The 14,305-nt window shown below is 62.0% G+C and carries 14 protein-coding genes and 1 pseudogene; 7 read left to right on the forward strand and 8 right to left on the reverse strand.

Features of this window, described 5'->3' with window-relative positions:
- The 6 genes and pseudogenes from ASE26_RS31610 to ASE26_RS17520 form a co-directional block, all read left to right on the forward strand.
- Positions 1-180 (forward strand): annotated as a pseudogene (locus ASE26_RS31610) (DDE transposase); the annotation flags it as partial.
- Positions 181-311: 131 nt separating this feature from the next.
- Positions 312-1,169: a hypothetical protein gene (locus ASE26_RS17510; protein ID WP_057246630.1), complete on the forward strand. Its 858-nt coding sequence runs from the start codon at positions 312-314 to the stop codon at positions 1,167-1,169.
- Between the two features lies 1 nt (position 1,170).
- A complete protein-coding gene (locus ASE26_RS17515; protein WP_255357553.1) occupies positions 1,171-1,854 on the forward strand; it encodes a GNAT family N-acetyltransferase in 684 nt (227 codons plus the stop codon).
- The gene (locus tag ASE26_RS31860; protein WP_255357554.1) at positions 1,841-2,017 is read left to right on the forward strand and encodes a hypothetical protein; all 177 of its coding nucleotides are present in this window, start codon (positions 1,841-1,843) and stop codon (positions 2,015-2,017) included. Before ASE26_RS17515 ends, ASE26_RS31860 begins: the two co-directional genes overlap by 14 nt.
- 249 nt (positions 2,018-2,266) lie before the next feature.
- Positions 2,267-2,689: a hypothetical protein gene (locus ASE26_RS30065; RefSeq protein WP_082591395.1), complete on the forward strand. Its 423-nt coding sequence runs from the start codon at positions 2,267-2,269 to the stop codon at positions 2,687-2,689.
- 240 nt (positions 2,690-2,929) lie between these two features.
- Positions 2,930-3,538 (forward strand): DUF1579 domain-containing protein, encoded by a 609-nt coding sequence (locus tag ASE26_RS17520; RefSeq protein WP_156398206.1) that lies wholly within the window; start codon positions 2,930-2,932, stop codon positions 3,536-3,538.
- 33 nt (positions 3,539-3,571) lie between these two features.
- Here the strand turns inward: ASE26_RS17520 and ASE26_RS17525 are convergent, their stop codons facing one another.
- From ASE26_RS17525 to ASE26_RS17535, 3 genes are all read right to left on the reverse strand, one after another.
- Positions 3,572-3,940, reverse strand: coding sequence for a VOC family protein (locus ASE26_RS17525; RefSeq protein ID WP_055938439.1), 369 nt, complete (start codon positions 3,938-3,940; stop codon positions 3,572-3,574).
- A 207-nt stretch (positions 3,941-4,147) separates the two neighbouring features.
- Positions 4,148-5,755: a methyl-accepting chemotaxis protein gene (locus tag ASE26_RS17530; RefSeq protein ID WP_229208172.1), complete on the reverse strand. Its 1,608-nt coding sequence runs from the start codon at positions 5,753-5,755 to the stop codon at positions 4,148-4,150.
- Between the two features lie 104 nt (positions 5,756-5,859).
- Positions 5,860-7,512, reverse strand: a complete 1,653-nt coding sequence (locus ASE26_RS17535) for a M28 family metallopeptidase (protein ID WP_055938442.1) — start codon at positions 7,510-7,512, stop codon at positions 5,860-5,862.
- Between the two features lie 177 nt (positions 7,513-7,689).
- Here ASE26_RS17535 and ASE26_RS17540 point away from each other — a divergent pair, with 177 nt between their 5' ends.
- Positions 7,690-9,714 carry a M13 family metallopeptidase gene (locus ASE26_RS17540; protein ID WP_055938445.1) on the forward strand — a complete coding sequence of 675 codons (2,025 nt, stop codon included), beginning with the start codon at positions 7,690-7,692 and terminating at the stop codon, positions 9,712-9,714.
- A gap of 103 nt (positions 9,715-9,817) precedes the next feature.
- On the opposite strand, the gene yegQ is transcribed toward ASE26_RS17540, so the two are convergent.
- The 5 genes from yegQ to ASE26_RS17565 form a co-directional block, all read right to left on the reverse strand.
- The gene (gene yegQ, locus ASE26_RS17545) at positions 9,818-11,113 is read right to left on the reverse strand and encodes a tRNA 5-hydroxyuridine modification protein YegQ (protein WP_200960822.1); all 1,296 of its coding nucleotides are present in this window, start codon (positions 11,111-11,113) and stop codon (positions 9,818-9,820) included.
- A gap of 69 nt (positions 11,114-11,182) precedes the next feature.
- Complete coding sequence (locus ASE26_RS17550; protein ID WP_055938448.1) at positions 11,183-11,953, reverse strand: ParA family protein; 771 nt, start codon at positions 11,951-11,953, stop codon at positions 11,183-11,185.
- A gap of 68 nt (positions 11,954-12,021) precedes the next feature.
- Complete coding sequence (locus tag ASE26_RS17555) at positions 12,022-12,498, reverse strand: hypothetical protein (protein ID WP_055938451.1); 477 nt, start codon at positions 12,496-12,498, stop codon at positions 12,022-12,024.
- Positions 12,499-12,531: 33 nt separating this feature from the next.
- Positions 12,532-13,233 (reverse strand): LytTR family DNA-binding domain-containing protein, encoded by a 702-nt coding sequence (locus tag ASE26_RS17560; protein WP_057246632.1) that lies wholly within the window; start codon positions 13,231-13,233, stop codon positions 12,532-12,534.
- The gene (locus ASE26_RS17565; RefSeq protein WP_162259183.1) at positions 13,233-14,267 is read right to left on the reverse strand and encodes a sensor histidine kinase; all 1,035 of its coding nucleotides are present in this window, start codon (positions 14,265-14,267) and stop codon (positions 13,233-13,235) included. Before ASE26_RS17565 ends, ASE26_RS17560 begins: the two co-directional genes overlap by 1 nt.
- Positions 14,268-14,305: the final 38 nt, after the last annotated feature.

Here is a 14,305-nt window from a genome sequence, read left to right on the forward strand (position 1 = left end):
GAGCTGCATTGGGCCGCGGTCACCAAAGCACAAGGCAAATTGCCGGCCTTACTGCAACGACTACGCCAGCGCTTAATAGACCTGCACAATGAACAACGGCCCGGTCGTTCGCGCGACCGGGCCGTTAAAGCCCTACCTCAACGCTGTGCAGTCAAAGTTCTCAAAAGAGATCTTAACTGAACGGCATTAGCCCCTCGGGGCGGTTTTTTATTGTAAAGTGGAAAATCAACCGGTGAGGGGAGACCATGCACTCGATGCGGCGGGCAATCACAAATGGTGCACAGCACGTAAGGCCCGTTATTGACGATGCAGTGCTTGCCCGTTACGTCGAAATCGGCCTGGCGGTGCGCGAAGCGTTCCGCCTGCCGCAGCTGCGCGAGGCCTTCATTGCGCGCCTCATGCCGCACCGGCGCCTGATTGCCGGCTGCGTGCCGGCGGGCATCCAGCAGCATGGCATGCTGCCGGAGCGCGCTCCGGCGCATGGCCTGGCCGAGATCTCGGACGCTGACCTGGCGCAATGGCTGGTCGATGACGGCCGCCTGATCTACGGCGAATTCACGCAGCAGGAACTGGACAGCTATTTCGAGGCGGTGGCGCCGTGGCTACCCTTGCGCGGCCACTTCATCGACCTTGGCAGCGGCCTTGGCAAGGTCGTCCTGAACGCGGCACTGGCCTTGCCCGGCATGCGCTGCACCGGGATTGAACTGCTTGGATACCGCAGCGATATGGCGCAGATGCGGCTGGCGCAGATGCTGGCGGCCGGCGTGTCCGAAGATCCGGCTGCGGCAGCCAGGGTTGCTGCCCGCGTGCGCCTGCTGCACCAGGACATGTTTGAAGCGGACGTCTCCGACGCGAGCATGGTCTATATCTACAGCACGTGTTTCGCGCCGATGATGGACCGCCTGGCCGATAAGCTGGCAAGGGAACTGCCGGAGGGCGCCCTGGTCACAACGGTCACCTTCCCCATGCTGAACCCGGCTTTCGAGCTGGTAAAGCAATTCGCGCCGCCCAGCGTGGCATGGACCACGGTGTATCTGTATCGCCGTCGCAGTGCGCTGGAGGGCGCGGCGCCTGCGCCAGCGAACTATCTTTACGAACAGGATGGCGCTGCATGGGAATATGCTGTGCGGGCCGCATTTGCCGCTTATGATTCGGCAAATGGAGGCTGATATGGACATTCGAGCCATGACCCTGCCCGAGCTGGATATGGTGCTCGATTGGGCCGCAGCTGAAGGCTGGAATCCTGGACTGCAGGATGCCGCCAGTTTTTATGCGGCCGACCCGGACGGCTTCCTGCTCGGCATTGTGGATGGTGAAGCGGTTGCCAGCATCTTCGCGGTGCGCTTCGGCGCCGGGTTCGGTTTCATTGGCGGCTATATCGTGCGGCCTGACTATCGCGGCAAGGGTTACGGCATGGCGATCTGGCACGCCGGCATGGCGCGGCTGGCAGGGCGCAACGTGGGGCTGGACGGCGTTCCGGCCCAGCAGGCCAACTACGCGCGCTCCGGCTTCAAGCTGGCGCACCGCAATGTGCGCTTTGAAGGCCGAGGCAGCGACGTCCCCGCTGCCGACCGTGTGCTGCCGCTCGGCCCGCACGATGTGGGCGAAGTGCTGGCATATGACCGCGCTTTCTTCGCCGACGAGCGTGAGCAATTCATGCGCTGCTGGTTGCAACAGGCAGGCAGCGTTGTCTTCGGTGTACGCGATACGGATGGCACGCTGCTTGGCTATGCGGTGCTGCGCCCGTGCCGCGCGGGCTTCAAGATTGGCCCGCTGTGCGCGGAATCGCCGCAAGTGGCCGAGGAATTGATGCTGGCCGTATGTGGCCGTATGTGGCCGTGTGCCGGCCGGTGAACCGGTTTTCCTCGACGTGCCGGAGCCGAATGCCGCCGCCGTGGCGCTGGCTGAACGGCATGGCATGCATGCCTGCTTCGAAACGGCGCGCATGTACACCGGTGCAGACCCCAGGCTACCGCTGGCGCGGCAGTACGGCATCACAACTTTTGAACTTGGCTGAGCAGTATTGCGCGACCCTGACGCGGTGTCAGCCTTGAGGATGGCGGCATACCAGCCGGAAGCGGGGCAACCTGGCGCGACGGTCCGCGCTTCCGCGCCAGCTTCGGCAATATCCACCCCGACCTCCCGCCTTTCATGGTCGAAGCTGTCAGCACCTACGCCGCGTAAGCACTTCACTTGCCCCAACGCAAAACGCGCCGCCCGTCGTGGCGCTACTCTCCCTTTTACGCCAATCCATCGGGGAGTGACCATGTCCAACTTCTACCAGTACTTCCGAGAAAATATGGAATCGCTAGGCTTGCCGGCACCAGTGTCATTATTTGGTAGTCTTCAGACGGCACTTGCAAACGCGGCAGCATTCATTGCGCATATCGATAAATTCGGACAAAGAATCACGGTAGGTGAAATGGTAGGCGCTGGACTGCGCGCAGAAAAACTTGGCGCAATAGCGACAATGGGTGCTGCCTTTTATGTGGGAGCAGTTATCGGGAGCATTGCTGTCGCGACGGGAAGGACGCTGAGCGGAGGCGTTTCCCTAGCCGACGTGATGTGGGATATCCGATGCAACGGCCTATACCGCCCTTGGTTGGCCGACACAATGCGTCGTCACCCGGTGCTCTATGATGCAAGGGTAATCGGTCGTAGTTTGTACCAAGCACGGATGACTCTGTGATGAGAGACCAGGTTCTGCTTCTTCTATCTGCCGTTGCTTGCGCATTTGGGGCGTGGGCGTTCTGGCGATATCTGGATACTGATGCGGTAGTCGTACTCATGATGCTTACGTTGGTGTCGGTTGTGGCGGATAACCTGCGTCTGCGCCGCAAGTTGCGTGAAACCGAGCGGCGCAGTTGACGGGCAGCGCGGCCGCGCGGAGAATGGCCCTTCCACAACCCTGCTGGATAAGGAGGAAGTCATGAAGCTCCGTCGTATCGCGCAGTACCTGGTTGTTGCGGGATTCACCCTGGCCGGCGCCGCCGTCAGCGCCGCCCCGGAAAAGAAAAAGGCCGCCGCGCCGCCTGACGACAAGGCGGCAATGGAGATGATGGCCAAGGCCGCCGCTCCCGGCGAAGCGCACAAGAAGCTTGACGCGCTGGCAGGCAAGTTCACGGTCAAGTCAAAAATGTGGATGGACCCATCCAAACCTCCTGAAGAAACCGACGGTTCCACGGAACGCAAATGGATCATGGGTAACCGTTACCTGCAGGAGAACTACCAGGGCAAGTTCATGGGCCAGCCATTCGATGGCATGGGCATCCAGGGCTATGACAACGTGACGAAGAAGTACTTCGGCAGCTGGATCGATTCCAGCGGCACCGGCATGACGCTGGCCCATGGCGCCATGACTGGCAACACCATCAAGTACAAGGGCATGATGTCCGACCCGATGAGCGGCAAGGAAATTCCATACACCATGAGCGTGGCCATCACCGACAACGACAACCACAAACTGGAAATGTGGGGGCCGGGGCAGAATGGCAAGGACATGAAGTGGATGGAAATGACCTACACCCGCGTCAAATAAGGCAAGGCCCCGCGAGGGGCCTGCGCACCGGTGCTACCTCACGGGTACTGGCACGCGGTGCGCAACCTCCAGCAAGATTCCCCACCCGGTGCGGCAATAGAAGCCAGGGCCTCCGCGCATATCCTGCAGCGGCGAAAGCCCGCTCACGCCGGCCGCCTCCAGTTCGGCGTGTTTGGCGCTGACTTTGCCGGCATCGTCCACCAGGAAGCCGATGTGGAATGTCTTGGGGTAGCTGGGCTCCTCGCTGCGCGTAAGCACGAGTACCACGCCGCCGTCGCCAGCCAATATGGCCATGCCCTGGTTGCCTTTGGTTTGCAGCAGCGCGAAGCCGAAGTGGCGCGTAAGGAAAGTTGAAGCCGCGGCCACATCGGGCACGGACAGGTCGAGGTGATTCAATTGCATGTTGACTCCATAGTTGGTGGGCCCAACGGGAGTGCCTGTGAGGATCGATTGGCAACGCCCCGACGAGCCCGGGACGCATTTGCGCCGGGATCGTCGTGGGTTCTCATGCAAGACTGCGCATGGAGCAGAGCTCTCCGGGGAGGAGAGGGATCGGGCTTACCTTGAACCGGTCCTGCCTTTTTCGACAGGCCCGATCATATCACGACATCAGCTGCGGCCAAGACGTGGTGTGCGGCGCCCCGGCGCGGCGGGGGCGTCGGCATCGACGCGGAACACGCCGACCGCCTGCAGCAGCGCCGCCGACTGCTGCTGCATGCTGGCCGCGGCAGCGGCAGCCTGTTCGACCAGCGCCGCATTCTGCTGCGTCACCGCATCCATTTGCGAAATCGCTTCATTGACCTGGGCGATGCCGGCGCTTTGCTCGTTGCTGGCGGTACTGATCTCGTTGATGACCTGGCGCACGCGGTGCACGCTTTCCACCACTTCCTGCATGGTGCTGCCGGCCTGCGCCACCAGCGAATTGCCGACGCCGACGGTTTCCACCGAGGCGCCGATCAGGTCCTTGATCTCCTTGGCAGCGGCGGCACTGCGCTGCGCCAGGTTGCGCACTTCCGACGCCACGACTGCGAAGCCGCGGCCCTGTTCGCCGGCACGCGCCGCTTCCACTGCCGCATTCAGCGCCAGGATGTTGGTCTGGAACGCAATGCCATCGATTACGCTGATGATGTCGACGATCTTGCGCGAAGAGCTGTCGATGGAGGCCATGGTCTCAACCACCTGCGACACCACGGCGCCGCCTTTCTGCGCCACTTCCGAAGCGTTGGCGGCCAGTTCGTTGGCAGTGCGGGCATTGTCTGCATTCTGGCGCACAGTCGAAGTCAGTTCTTCCATCGATGCCGCGGTCTCCTCCAGCGAGCTGGCCTGGCTTTCGGTACGCGCCGACAGGTCGCTATTGCCGGCCGCGATTTCGCCCGATGCGGTGGCGATGGTATCGGTGGCGTTGCGCACCGAGCTGACGATGCGCGCCAGGTCGTCGCGCATGCCCTTCAGCGCGTTGACCATGCTGCTGTTGTCGTCATGCTTGACGTCGATCGGCACGGTCAGGTCGCCACCCGCAATGCTGCGGGCAATCGCGGAAGCGTAATCCGGTTCGCCGCCCAACTGGCGCAGCATGCCGCGAGCGATGAAGACGCCGATGCCAAGCAGTACGGCGGCCAGCACCACCGCACCTGCGGCGAAGACGACGGCGCGTCCGCGCACGGTGGCGTCGACAGTGTCGACGTAGACGCCGGAGCCGAGTATCCAGCCCCAGGGTTCAAAGCCTTTGACGTAGGAGACCTTTTGCACCGGCTTGTCGCTGCCAGGCTTGGGCCACATGTAATCGACCGGGCCGGCGCCTGCTTTTTTGACCATGTTGACGAATTCGACGAACAGGTGTTTGCCGGTCGGGTCCTTGTTGGCGCTGAGGTCCTTGTTGTCGAGTTCCGGTTTGATCGGGTGCATGATCATCTTCGGCTGCATATCGTTGAGCCAGAAATACTCGTTGTTGCCATATCGCAACACCTTGATCGCATCCATTGCCTTCTTCTGGGCTTCAGCGCGCGGCAGGGCGCCAGCCGCTTCCTGCTTCTGGTAGTAGTCGAGCACACCATAGGCCGTTTCGACGGCCTGCCGCACATTGCTGGTCCTTTCCTCAAGGATGAGGGTGCGCTCTGAAATGAGGAAAATGGCGGTAAGGATGAGGATGCCGAGGATGGCACCGGCATTCAGCACTGCGAGTTTCTTGGCAATGCTCATCGACTGCGTGAAGTTCATGATTTGTCTCCAGCTTAAACGATCCTTTTTGTGAACCCAGCATGGCACGCCTCGCAGAAAAAGAAAAGGCCCTCCGTGGAGGGCCTTGACTTGGCTTTGCATTTTTACCTGGAACGTTTTGCTGCGCTCTGGTCGCGAATGGTGCGGAACTCGGAGTCGCTCGACCAGTTCGGCCAGTCCTTCGATTCTGCCAGGTCGCGGCCCAGGCTATACAGCACGCCGAGGTCGCGCGCCATGCCGCTGAACGGCCACTTGGCATCCCACTCGTCCGAAGGCTGGTGGTAATTGTTGTTGGTGTAGGCTTCCTGCGCCGCTTTGCCAGCTGCCACGCCGCCTTGTTCCCAGTCTTCGCCGGAATCGAGCGAGAAAGCAGGCACGCCGCGCTTGGCCATCGGGAAGTGGTCGGAGCGGAAGAAGTAGCCGGCTTCGGTATGCGGGTCAGGCGTGTAGCTGACGTTCAGCGCTTTGAACTTGGCGACCAGCATATCGAGCAGGTCCAGCTTGGCGCTGCCGGAAATGGTGAAGTTGCGTGCGGGGCCGTATGGGCTCAGTGCATCCATATTGATCATGCCGACGGTGGTGGCCAACGGATAGACCGGGTTGGATGCGTAGTACTCGGAGCCGAGCAAGCCTTTTTCTTCCGCCGTCACGGCCAGGAATACCACGCTGCGCTTGGGTGCCGGCGCCTTGGCGTAGGCGCGGCCCAGTTCCAGCAAAGCGGCGATGCCGGTGCCGTTGTCGATGGCGCCGTTGTAGATCTTGTCGCCTTTGGCGTCCGGCAGGCCGACGCCGAGGTGGTCCCAGTGACCGCTGTAGATCACGGTTTCATTTGGTGCTGCGCTGCCTTCGCGCACGGCGATCACGTTCTTCGACTTGATCACTTGCGCGTCCACCGCATAGTGGGCCGACAGGCTGACGCCTTTCAGTTCCACCGGCTTGAAGTCGCGCGTTTGCGCCTGCTTCTTGAGCGCGTCGAAATCGAGGCCGGCGCGCTTGAACAGGTCGGACGCCACGTCGCGCTGGATCCATGCTTCCATCGGCGCGTGCGACTTGCCTGGCTCTTTGCGCACGATGTCGTACATCACGTTGGTGTTGGAATTCTTCACCGTCGCCCAGCCGTAGGAAGCCGGCGCTGTTTCGTGCACGATCAGGGTGCCGATCGCGCCCTGGCGCGCCATCTCTTCGTACTTGTAGGTCCAGCGGCCGTAGTAGGTCATGGCCTTGCCGCCGAATTCGCCTTCACCGGTTTCGAAGTCCGGATCGTTGATCAGCACCACGGCCAGCTTGCCCTTCAGGTTCACGCCCTTGAAGTCGCTCCACTTGCGCTCAGGTGCGGTGACGCCATAGCCGACGAAAACCAGCGGGACCTTGTCGAAGTCGACACGCTTGGCGCCGTTCATCGCGGCGCGCACTGCCATCTGCTCGCCTTGGGCAAACGCGATGCTGTCCTTGCCGGCGTGCGCATTCAGCACCACCGGGCCTTTGATCTCGAAGCGGCCCAGCGGGACTTCCTGGTACCAGCTGCGCTTGCCTTTCACCAGGTCGCCGCCCGGCTTCAGGCCGGCTGCTTCGAATTGTCTGGCGATGTATTCGACGGTTTTTATTTCGCCGGCGGTGTTCGGGCCGCGGCCTTCGAATTCATCGGATGCCAAAGTTTTAACGTCCTGCGACAGGCGCTGCGGATCGATCTTCGGCACGTCCTGCGCTTGCGCTGCGGCTGCAGCCAGCAGCACGGTGGCCAGCATGGAATATTTCACTGGTTACCTCCTGGTTGGGGTGAATGGATCTAAAACCCGGCAAGTATCGGCCTTGCCGGGCTGTTGGTCAAATGCCCGGCCTTATGTAACTTAGTGTTGCTCGTTGGGCCGCAGCGTCCACGCGCGGCGCTGGCTGCTGCATACTGCCGGGAGCATTTTTTTCATCGGAGTTATTACATGAAACGCACTATTCTCGGCAGCCTGATTGTTGGCCTGGCATGTTCCCACGCATGGGCGGCGCAACTGGGTTCGGGCATTGACGCTGCCGGCATTGACCAGCAGGTCCGCGCGCAGGACGATTTTTTCCGTTATTCGCAAGGCAAGTGGCTGAGCGGCGTCGAGATTCCGGCCGACCGTTCGAGCTGGGGGGCGTTCAATGTGGCGCAGGAAAACGTGGAAGGGCAGGTCAATTCCATCATCGAGAATGCGCAACGCGACAAGACGCGCAAGCCCGGTTCCGACGCGCAGAAGATCGGCGACTACTACGCCAGTTTCATGGATGAAGCGCGCCGCAATGCGCTGGGCCTGAAGCCGCTGAAGGCGGAGCAGGCGCGCATTGCTGCCTTATCCGGCAAGCAGGGCATCGGTGCGCTGGTGGCGCACCTGAACCGCATCGATGGCGGCGGCCCGCTTGACATGAGCGTGCGCCAGGATGCGAAGGATTCGACACGCTACGTGGTGGCCATCCGCCAGTCCGGCCTGGGCCTGCCGAACCGCGACTACTTCCTGTCCGAAAAGGATGCGCGCCTGAGCGATATCCGCGCCAGGTACCAGCAGCACGTTGAAAAGGTGCTGGCGCTGGCCGGCCACGCGCAGGCGGCGCAGGAGGCGGCACAGATCGTGGCGCTGGAAACAGAGATCGCCCGCGCCCACTGGTCCGCCGTGGAAAACCGCGATCCGGTCAGGACCTACAACAAGCTGTCGCTGGCCGAGCTGAAAGCGCTGATGCCGGGCTTCGACTGGGATGCTTACCTGAAGGGCGTTGGCGTGGCAGGCAAGATCGATTCCGTGATCGTCAGCCAGCCAAGCTACCTGGCGGCGCTGGACAAGCTGATTGAAGCGACGCCGCTGCCTGCGTGGAAGGCTTACTTTGAATTCCACATGATCAGCTCGTTCGCGCCCTACCTGTCGCAGCCTTTGGTCGATGAAAACTTCGCTTTCCGCGGCGCCGTGCTGGCCGGCACCAAGGAAAACCGCTCGCTGCAAAAACGCGCCATTACGGAAGTGAACCGTGCGCTGGGCGAAATGGTGGGCAAGGCTTATGTAAAAGAATACTTCCCGGCTGAACGCAAGCAGCAGGTGGCGGAGATGGCGCAGAACTTCATCGCTGCTTTCCGCGAAGGGATCGACACGCTGGAGTGGATGAGCCCTGAAACCAAGCTGCAGGCGCAGGCCAAGCTGGCCAAGATCAACGTCAAGGTCGGCTATCCGGACAAATGGCGCGATTACACCAGGCTGAAAGTGGCGCGCACCGACCTGGTGGGCAATGTGCTGCGCTCGCGCGAATTCGCGCACAGCTTCAGTATCGACAAACTGGGCAAGCCGGTGGACCGTTCGGCGTGGAGCATGACGCCGCAAACTGTCAACGCCTATTACAGCCCTTCGCTGAACGAGGTCGTGTTCCCGGCGGCGCGCCTGCAGTACCCGCTGTATGACGCCAAGGCGGAACCGGCGGTCAATTACGGTGCGGTCGGCATCTCGATCGGCCACGAAATCAGCCACGCCTTCGACGATAAAGGCTCGCAATACGACGGCGACGGCAACCTGCGCAACTGGTGGACCAGGGAAGACGGCGAAAAGTTTGCGGCACGCGGCAAGATGCTGGTAGCGCAGTACAACGGCTACAGCCCGCTGGCGGGGTATAACGTGAACGGCGAACTGACCCTGGGCGAGAACATTGCCGACAACGCCGGCCTGATCATGGCTACCCGCGCCTACAAGATCTACATGAAAGGCCAGCCGGGCCCGGTGATCGACGGCTATACCGCCGAACAGCGCATCTTCATGGGCATGGCGCAGGCACGCCGCGGCAAAGGCCGCGACGCTTTTCTGATCCAGCAAGTGAAGTCCGACCCGCACTCGCCATCCGAATTTCGCGTGAACGGCAGCCTGAAAAATCATCCGGGCTTCTACGACGCCTTTGGCGTGAAAGAAGGCGACAAGATGTACCTGTCGCCGCAGCAGCGCGTGATCTTCTGGTAATTACTCTCAATTGAAAAGTCGGGGTCAGCTCCGGCAATCAGACATAAGTTTCGCTCGCGGAATTTATGTCTGATTGCCGGAGCTGACCCCGACTTTTATCCGGCTACAGATAGCGCGACAGCATTGCGCCATCCAGCCCTGCATCGAGCTCGATGTGCACGATGTGGCCGCTGCCTGGGGCAACCGTGATCTCGCCGCCATCGTTCGCCAGCATGCGGGCGATGGTGATATCGCGGTTGCCGCCCGGGTGCATGACTTCAATGCGGTCGCCCACCGCGAAATGGTTCTTCACATCGACGCGCGCCCAGCCGCCGTCGATTTCCAGTACATCCCCTACATACTGGCTACGGTCGGTTTCCGAGGCGCCGCGCATGTAGTTCTGGTGTTCTTGCGTATGGTGGCGCTGGTAGAAACCGTCCGTGTAGCCGCGGTTGGCCAGGCCCTGGAGCTGGCCGAGCAGGCTTTCGTCGAAGGGGAGGCCGGCTACCGCATCGTCAATCGCCTTGCGGTACACCTGTGCCGTGCGCGCTGCGTAGTAGGCGGATTTGGTGCGGCCTTCCACTTTCAGCGAGGTGATGCCGATCTTCACAAGGCGTTCCACGTGCTCCACTGCGCGCAGGTCTTTCGAGTTCATGATGTACGTGCCGTGTTCGTCTTCGAAGATCGGCATCAGCTGGCCGGGGCGTCCGGCTTCTTCCAGCAAATAAGTCTGGTTGGACAGCGGGTGGCGCGGCTGCTGGTGCAGCACCGAAATGTCGCCGGTGGCGTCCTGGCAGCCTTCGCCCACCTTGTAGTCCCAGCGGCAGGCATTGGTGCAGCTGCCCTGGTTGGCGTCGCGGTGATTGAAATAGCCGGATAGCAGGCAGCGGCCGGAATATGCCATGCACAGCGCGCCGTGTACGAACACTTCCAGTTCCATGTCCGGGCAACGCTGGCGGATTTCCTCGATCTCGTCGAGCGACAGTTCGCGCGACAGGATCACGCGGGTCAGGCCCATGCGCTGCCAGAATTTCACGTCGGCCCAGTTGACGGCGTTGGCCTGCACCGAGAGGTGGATCGGCATGTCGGGCCACTCTTCGCGCACCATCATGATCAAGCCCGGATCGGCCATGATCAGCGCGTCGGGCTGCATGGCAATCACGGGCGCCATATCGCGCAGGTAGGTCTTGAGCTTTGCGTTGTGGGCGAAGATATTACTGGCGACGAAGAACTGCTTGCCGCGTGCGTGGGCGCCGTCGATGCCTTCCTGCAGCGCCTGCAGGGTGGAGAAGTCGTTGTTCCGCACGCGCAGGCTGTAGCGCGGCTGGCCGGCGTAGACGGCATCGGCGCCGTAGTCGAGGGCGGCGTTCATCTTGGCCAGGGAGCCGGCGGGCAGGAGGAGTTCGGGGGCGGTCAGCATGGCAGGCAAAATCCGCCAGCATAGCCATGCCGCCGCGGCCCGGCCATGACCTGGATCAAGCCTGGCGTATTACGCCGGCTGCAGCTCGCCGTACAGGGCGAGGAATTCCTGGCTTAGCTTGTGGCTGCGGTCAAGGTGGATCATCGGCAGGTTGCGCTCGTGCGATTCGCGGATGCGGATCGAGCTGGAGAGCTTGTTCTCGAATACCGGCAAGCCTTCTTCCTTGAGCTGGTCGACCATGCGCTGCGGCAGCAGGGCGCGTGGCTGGAACTGGTTGACCACGATGCCTTCAATCTGCAGGTTCGGATTGTGGTCGGCCTTGATTTCTTTGACGTTGTTGACCAGGGTGTAGAGCGCCTGCCGCGAGAAGTCGTCGCAGTCAAAGGGGATCAGGCAGCTATCGGCCGCGATCAGGGCCGACTGGGTGAAGAAATTGTAGGCCGGCGGCGTATCGACGTAGATTTCGTCGTATTCCTTTTCCAGCTCGTTCAGCGTATCGCGCAGCTTGTAGATCTTGTGGCGCGACTCCAGCTTCGATTGCAGGTCGCCCAGTTCGGGATGGGCCAGCATGATGGACAGGTTGTCGAACGGCGTGGCGTGCACGTATTCGCCGGCCGGCTTGGCAAACATGCTGAAACTGAGCATTTGCTCGAAGTAGGCGCCAAGCGTAGGCGCCAGTGCTGCGGTCGCCGCACCGAGCAGGTAACGGCTGCTATTGCACTGCGGGTCGATATCGATCAAAAGCGTGCGTTTGCCATGGTGCGCCGCAATGGCCGCCAGGTTTACCGCAATGGTCGATTTACCGACGCCGCCCTTCTGGTTGAAGATTACGCGTTTCATCTGCTGGCCCCCGTTGTGGCTTGGATGACAACGATTCTAGCATGATGCGGCGCAGCAAAAGCAAGCGTTTATGCCTTCTGGCAGGAATTCGACTCCATGATGCCGCGCAGGTAGCCGCGACGCACTTTGCCCGCCAGGATTGCGCTTTGAGCTTTCCGCGATTGGCGCTCCGCGCCGCTTAGCTTGCGCAGCCAGCCGCGGAATGGAATTGCGCCTTCCACCGTGCGTGCCAGGGCGCCGGTTGCGGCATCGCCCAGTGCTTCCTTCGAAGCGTCCATATGGCTCTGCTTTTCTTCAGGAACGTCGAAGTCCGGCCCAAGCTCTTCGTCCAGGTCCGCAACTTGCGCCAGCAAGGCCGGGCAGCTCCGGTCGGAGGGGGTTTTGTATGGATTGCCGATGGCGTCGCGCAGGACGTCGGGGATTTCAACTTTGGCGATATTCAGGTCGCGCAGCGGCGTGACGCCAATTTCCTGGATGCGGTTTTGCTCCTTGGTGGCGCACGCGCTCAGGGCCAGCGCGGCAATGGCCAGTATCAGTCGTTGCATGTCTTCTGGGGTTAAAAAAAATGCAAGTATAAACTAAGTCGGGGACATTCGATCCAGCACCGCCTTGCGATAGCGGCGGCTCATGCGCAGGCGCTGGCCGCCATCCAGCACGACTTCATACTCGCCGTCTTCATGCAGCTCCAGGGTCCTTACCCGTTCCAGGTTGACGATGGCGGAGCGGTGAATGCGCTGGAAGCCGTGCGGCGCCAGTTCGCCTTCGAGATCGGACAGGCTGCGGCGCAGCATATGGGCGCGGCCGGCCGCATGCAAAGTGGCGTAATAGTCGCTGGCCTCGACCCAGTCGATGTCGGTAAATTTCACCACCTCCAGCGCGTTGCCGTTCCTGACGATGAAGCGGCGCGTTTCGCCCGGCGCACGCAGGCGTTCTTTCACGCGCTCCAGCACGCGTTCGAAGCGCTGGTCGTCGAAGGGCTTGAGCAGGTAGTCAAGCGCGCCGACTTCAAAGGCGCGCAGTGCGAACTGGTGGTGGGCCGTAACGAAGACGATGGCAAAAGGCGGGGCGGTGCCCAGGCGCTCCAGCAGTTCAAAGCCGTCGCATTCGGGCATCTCCACGTCGAGGAAGAGCAGGTCGGGCCGGGCCGCAGGTAATGCCGCCAGCGCTTCTTCCGCCGAGCCGCATTGGCCGACCAGCGCGATGGCCGGGTCGCGCGCCAGCAGCAGGGCGACGTTGCTGCGTGCCAGTGGCTCGTCGTCGACGATCAATGCCCGCAGCATTATTGCCCCCGGTAGGGCAAGGTGAGGGTGGCCAGCACCCCTTGCCCGGAGTCGCGCAGTTGCAGCGATTGCTGCCCGCCGTACAGCGCTTGCAGGCGCTGGCGCGTGTTGGACAGTCCGACGCCGTCGCGCAGCGGCGCCGCCAGCGCCGGACCGTCGTTGGCGACGGATAGCGTCAGCACCTCGCCTGCGCGGGCAGCCGTGACGCGCAGTGTTCCGCCTTTGGCGCGTTTGGCGATGCCATGCTTGATGGCGTTTTCCACCAGCGGCTGCAGGACAAGGTCGGGCACCTGAGCGCCCGAGATTGCGGCCGGAATGTCGAGCTGCCAGTGCAGGCGCTCGCCGAAGCGCACCTGCTGGACTTCGAGATACTTGCGCAGGAAATCGGCTTCGCTTTCCAGTGCTACCAGTTGGCGCTCGGAACGATCCGTCACCCGGCGCAGCAGGTCGCCCAGGGCAGCAATGGTGGCAATCGCCTCGTTATCCTTCTTCTCGCGGATCAGGCCTGTAACCGCGTTGAGCGCATTGAAAATGAAATGTGGCTCGAGCTGCAGCCGCAGTGCGGCCAGCTGCGCCTGCGCCAGCAGCTCGCGCTGCTGCGACAAGCGCTTGCGGGTGGCGAAAGTGACGCTGAGCGCCGTAACCGCGCCATACAGGATCACTTCGCCCACCAGGTTGCCGATGAACTTCGATTTCCAGAGTGGCAAAAACGGATCGGGGCCCTTGGGGTAGGCGAAAGGATTGAACGCATGTTCCAGCGTGGCGGCCCAGCAGGTCCACGCCGCTCCGATTGCCAGGCAGGCGCAGATATGCACGGCCCAATTGCGCATGGCGCGCGAAGGCAGGGGAAAGTGCCGCAGCAGTGCAAGCGCCAGCGGGGTGGCCGCCGCCCATGCGCCCCACGATGCAACGATCACGAAGAACAGCGTCCACCAGTCGTGCTGCATGCCCATGGCGCGCATGGACACCACGGTCTGGGTCGCATCGAACAGGGCCAGTGCCAGCCAGGCGAGGAAGGGAGCAATTGCGGTCATGGCCGCAATCATATGGGATATCAAGGCAGCGGGACACC

The organism is Duganella sp. Root198D2, assembly GCF_001428585.1.
GTDB lineage: Bacteria > Pseudomonadota > Gammaproteobacteria > Burkholderiales > Burkholderiaceae_D > Rugamonas.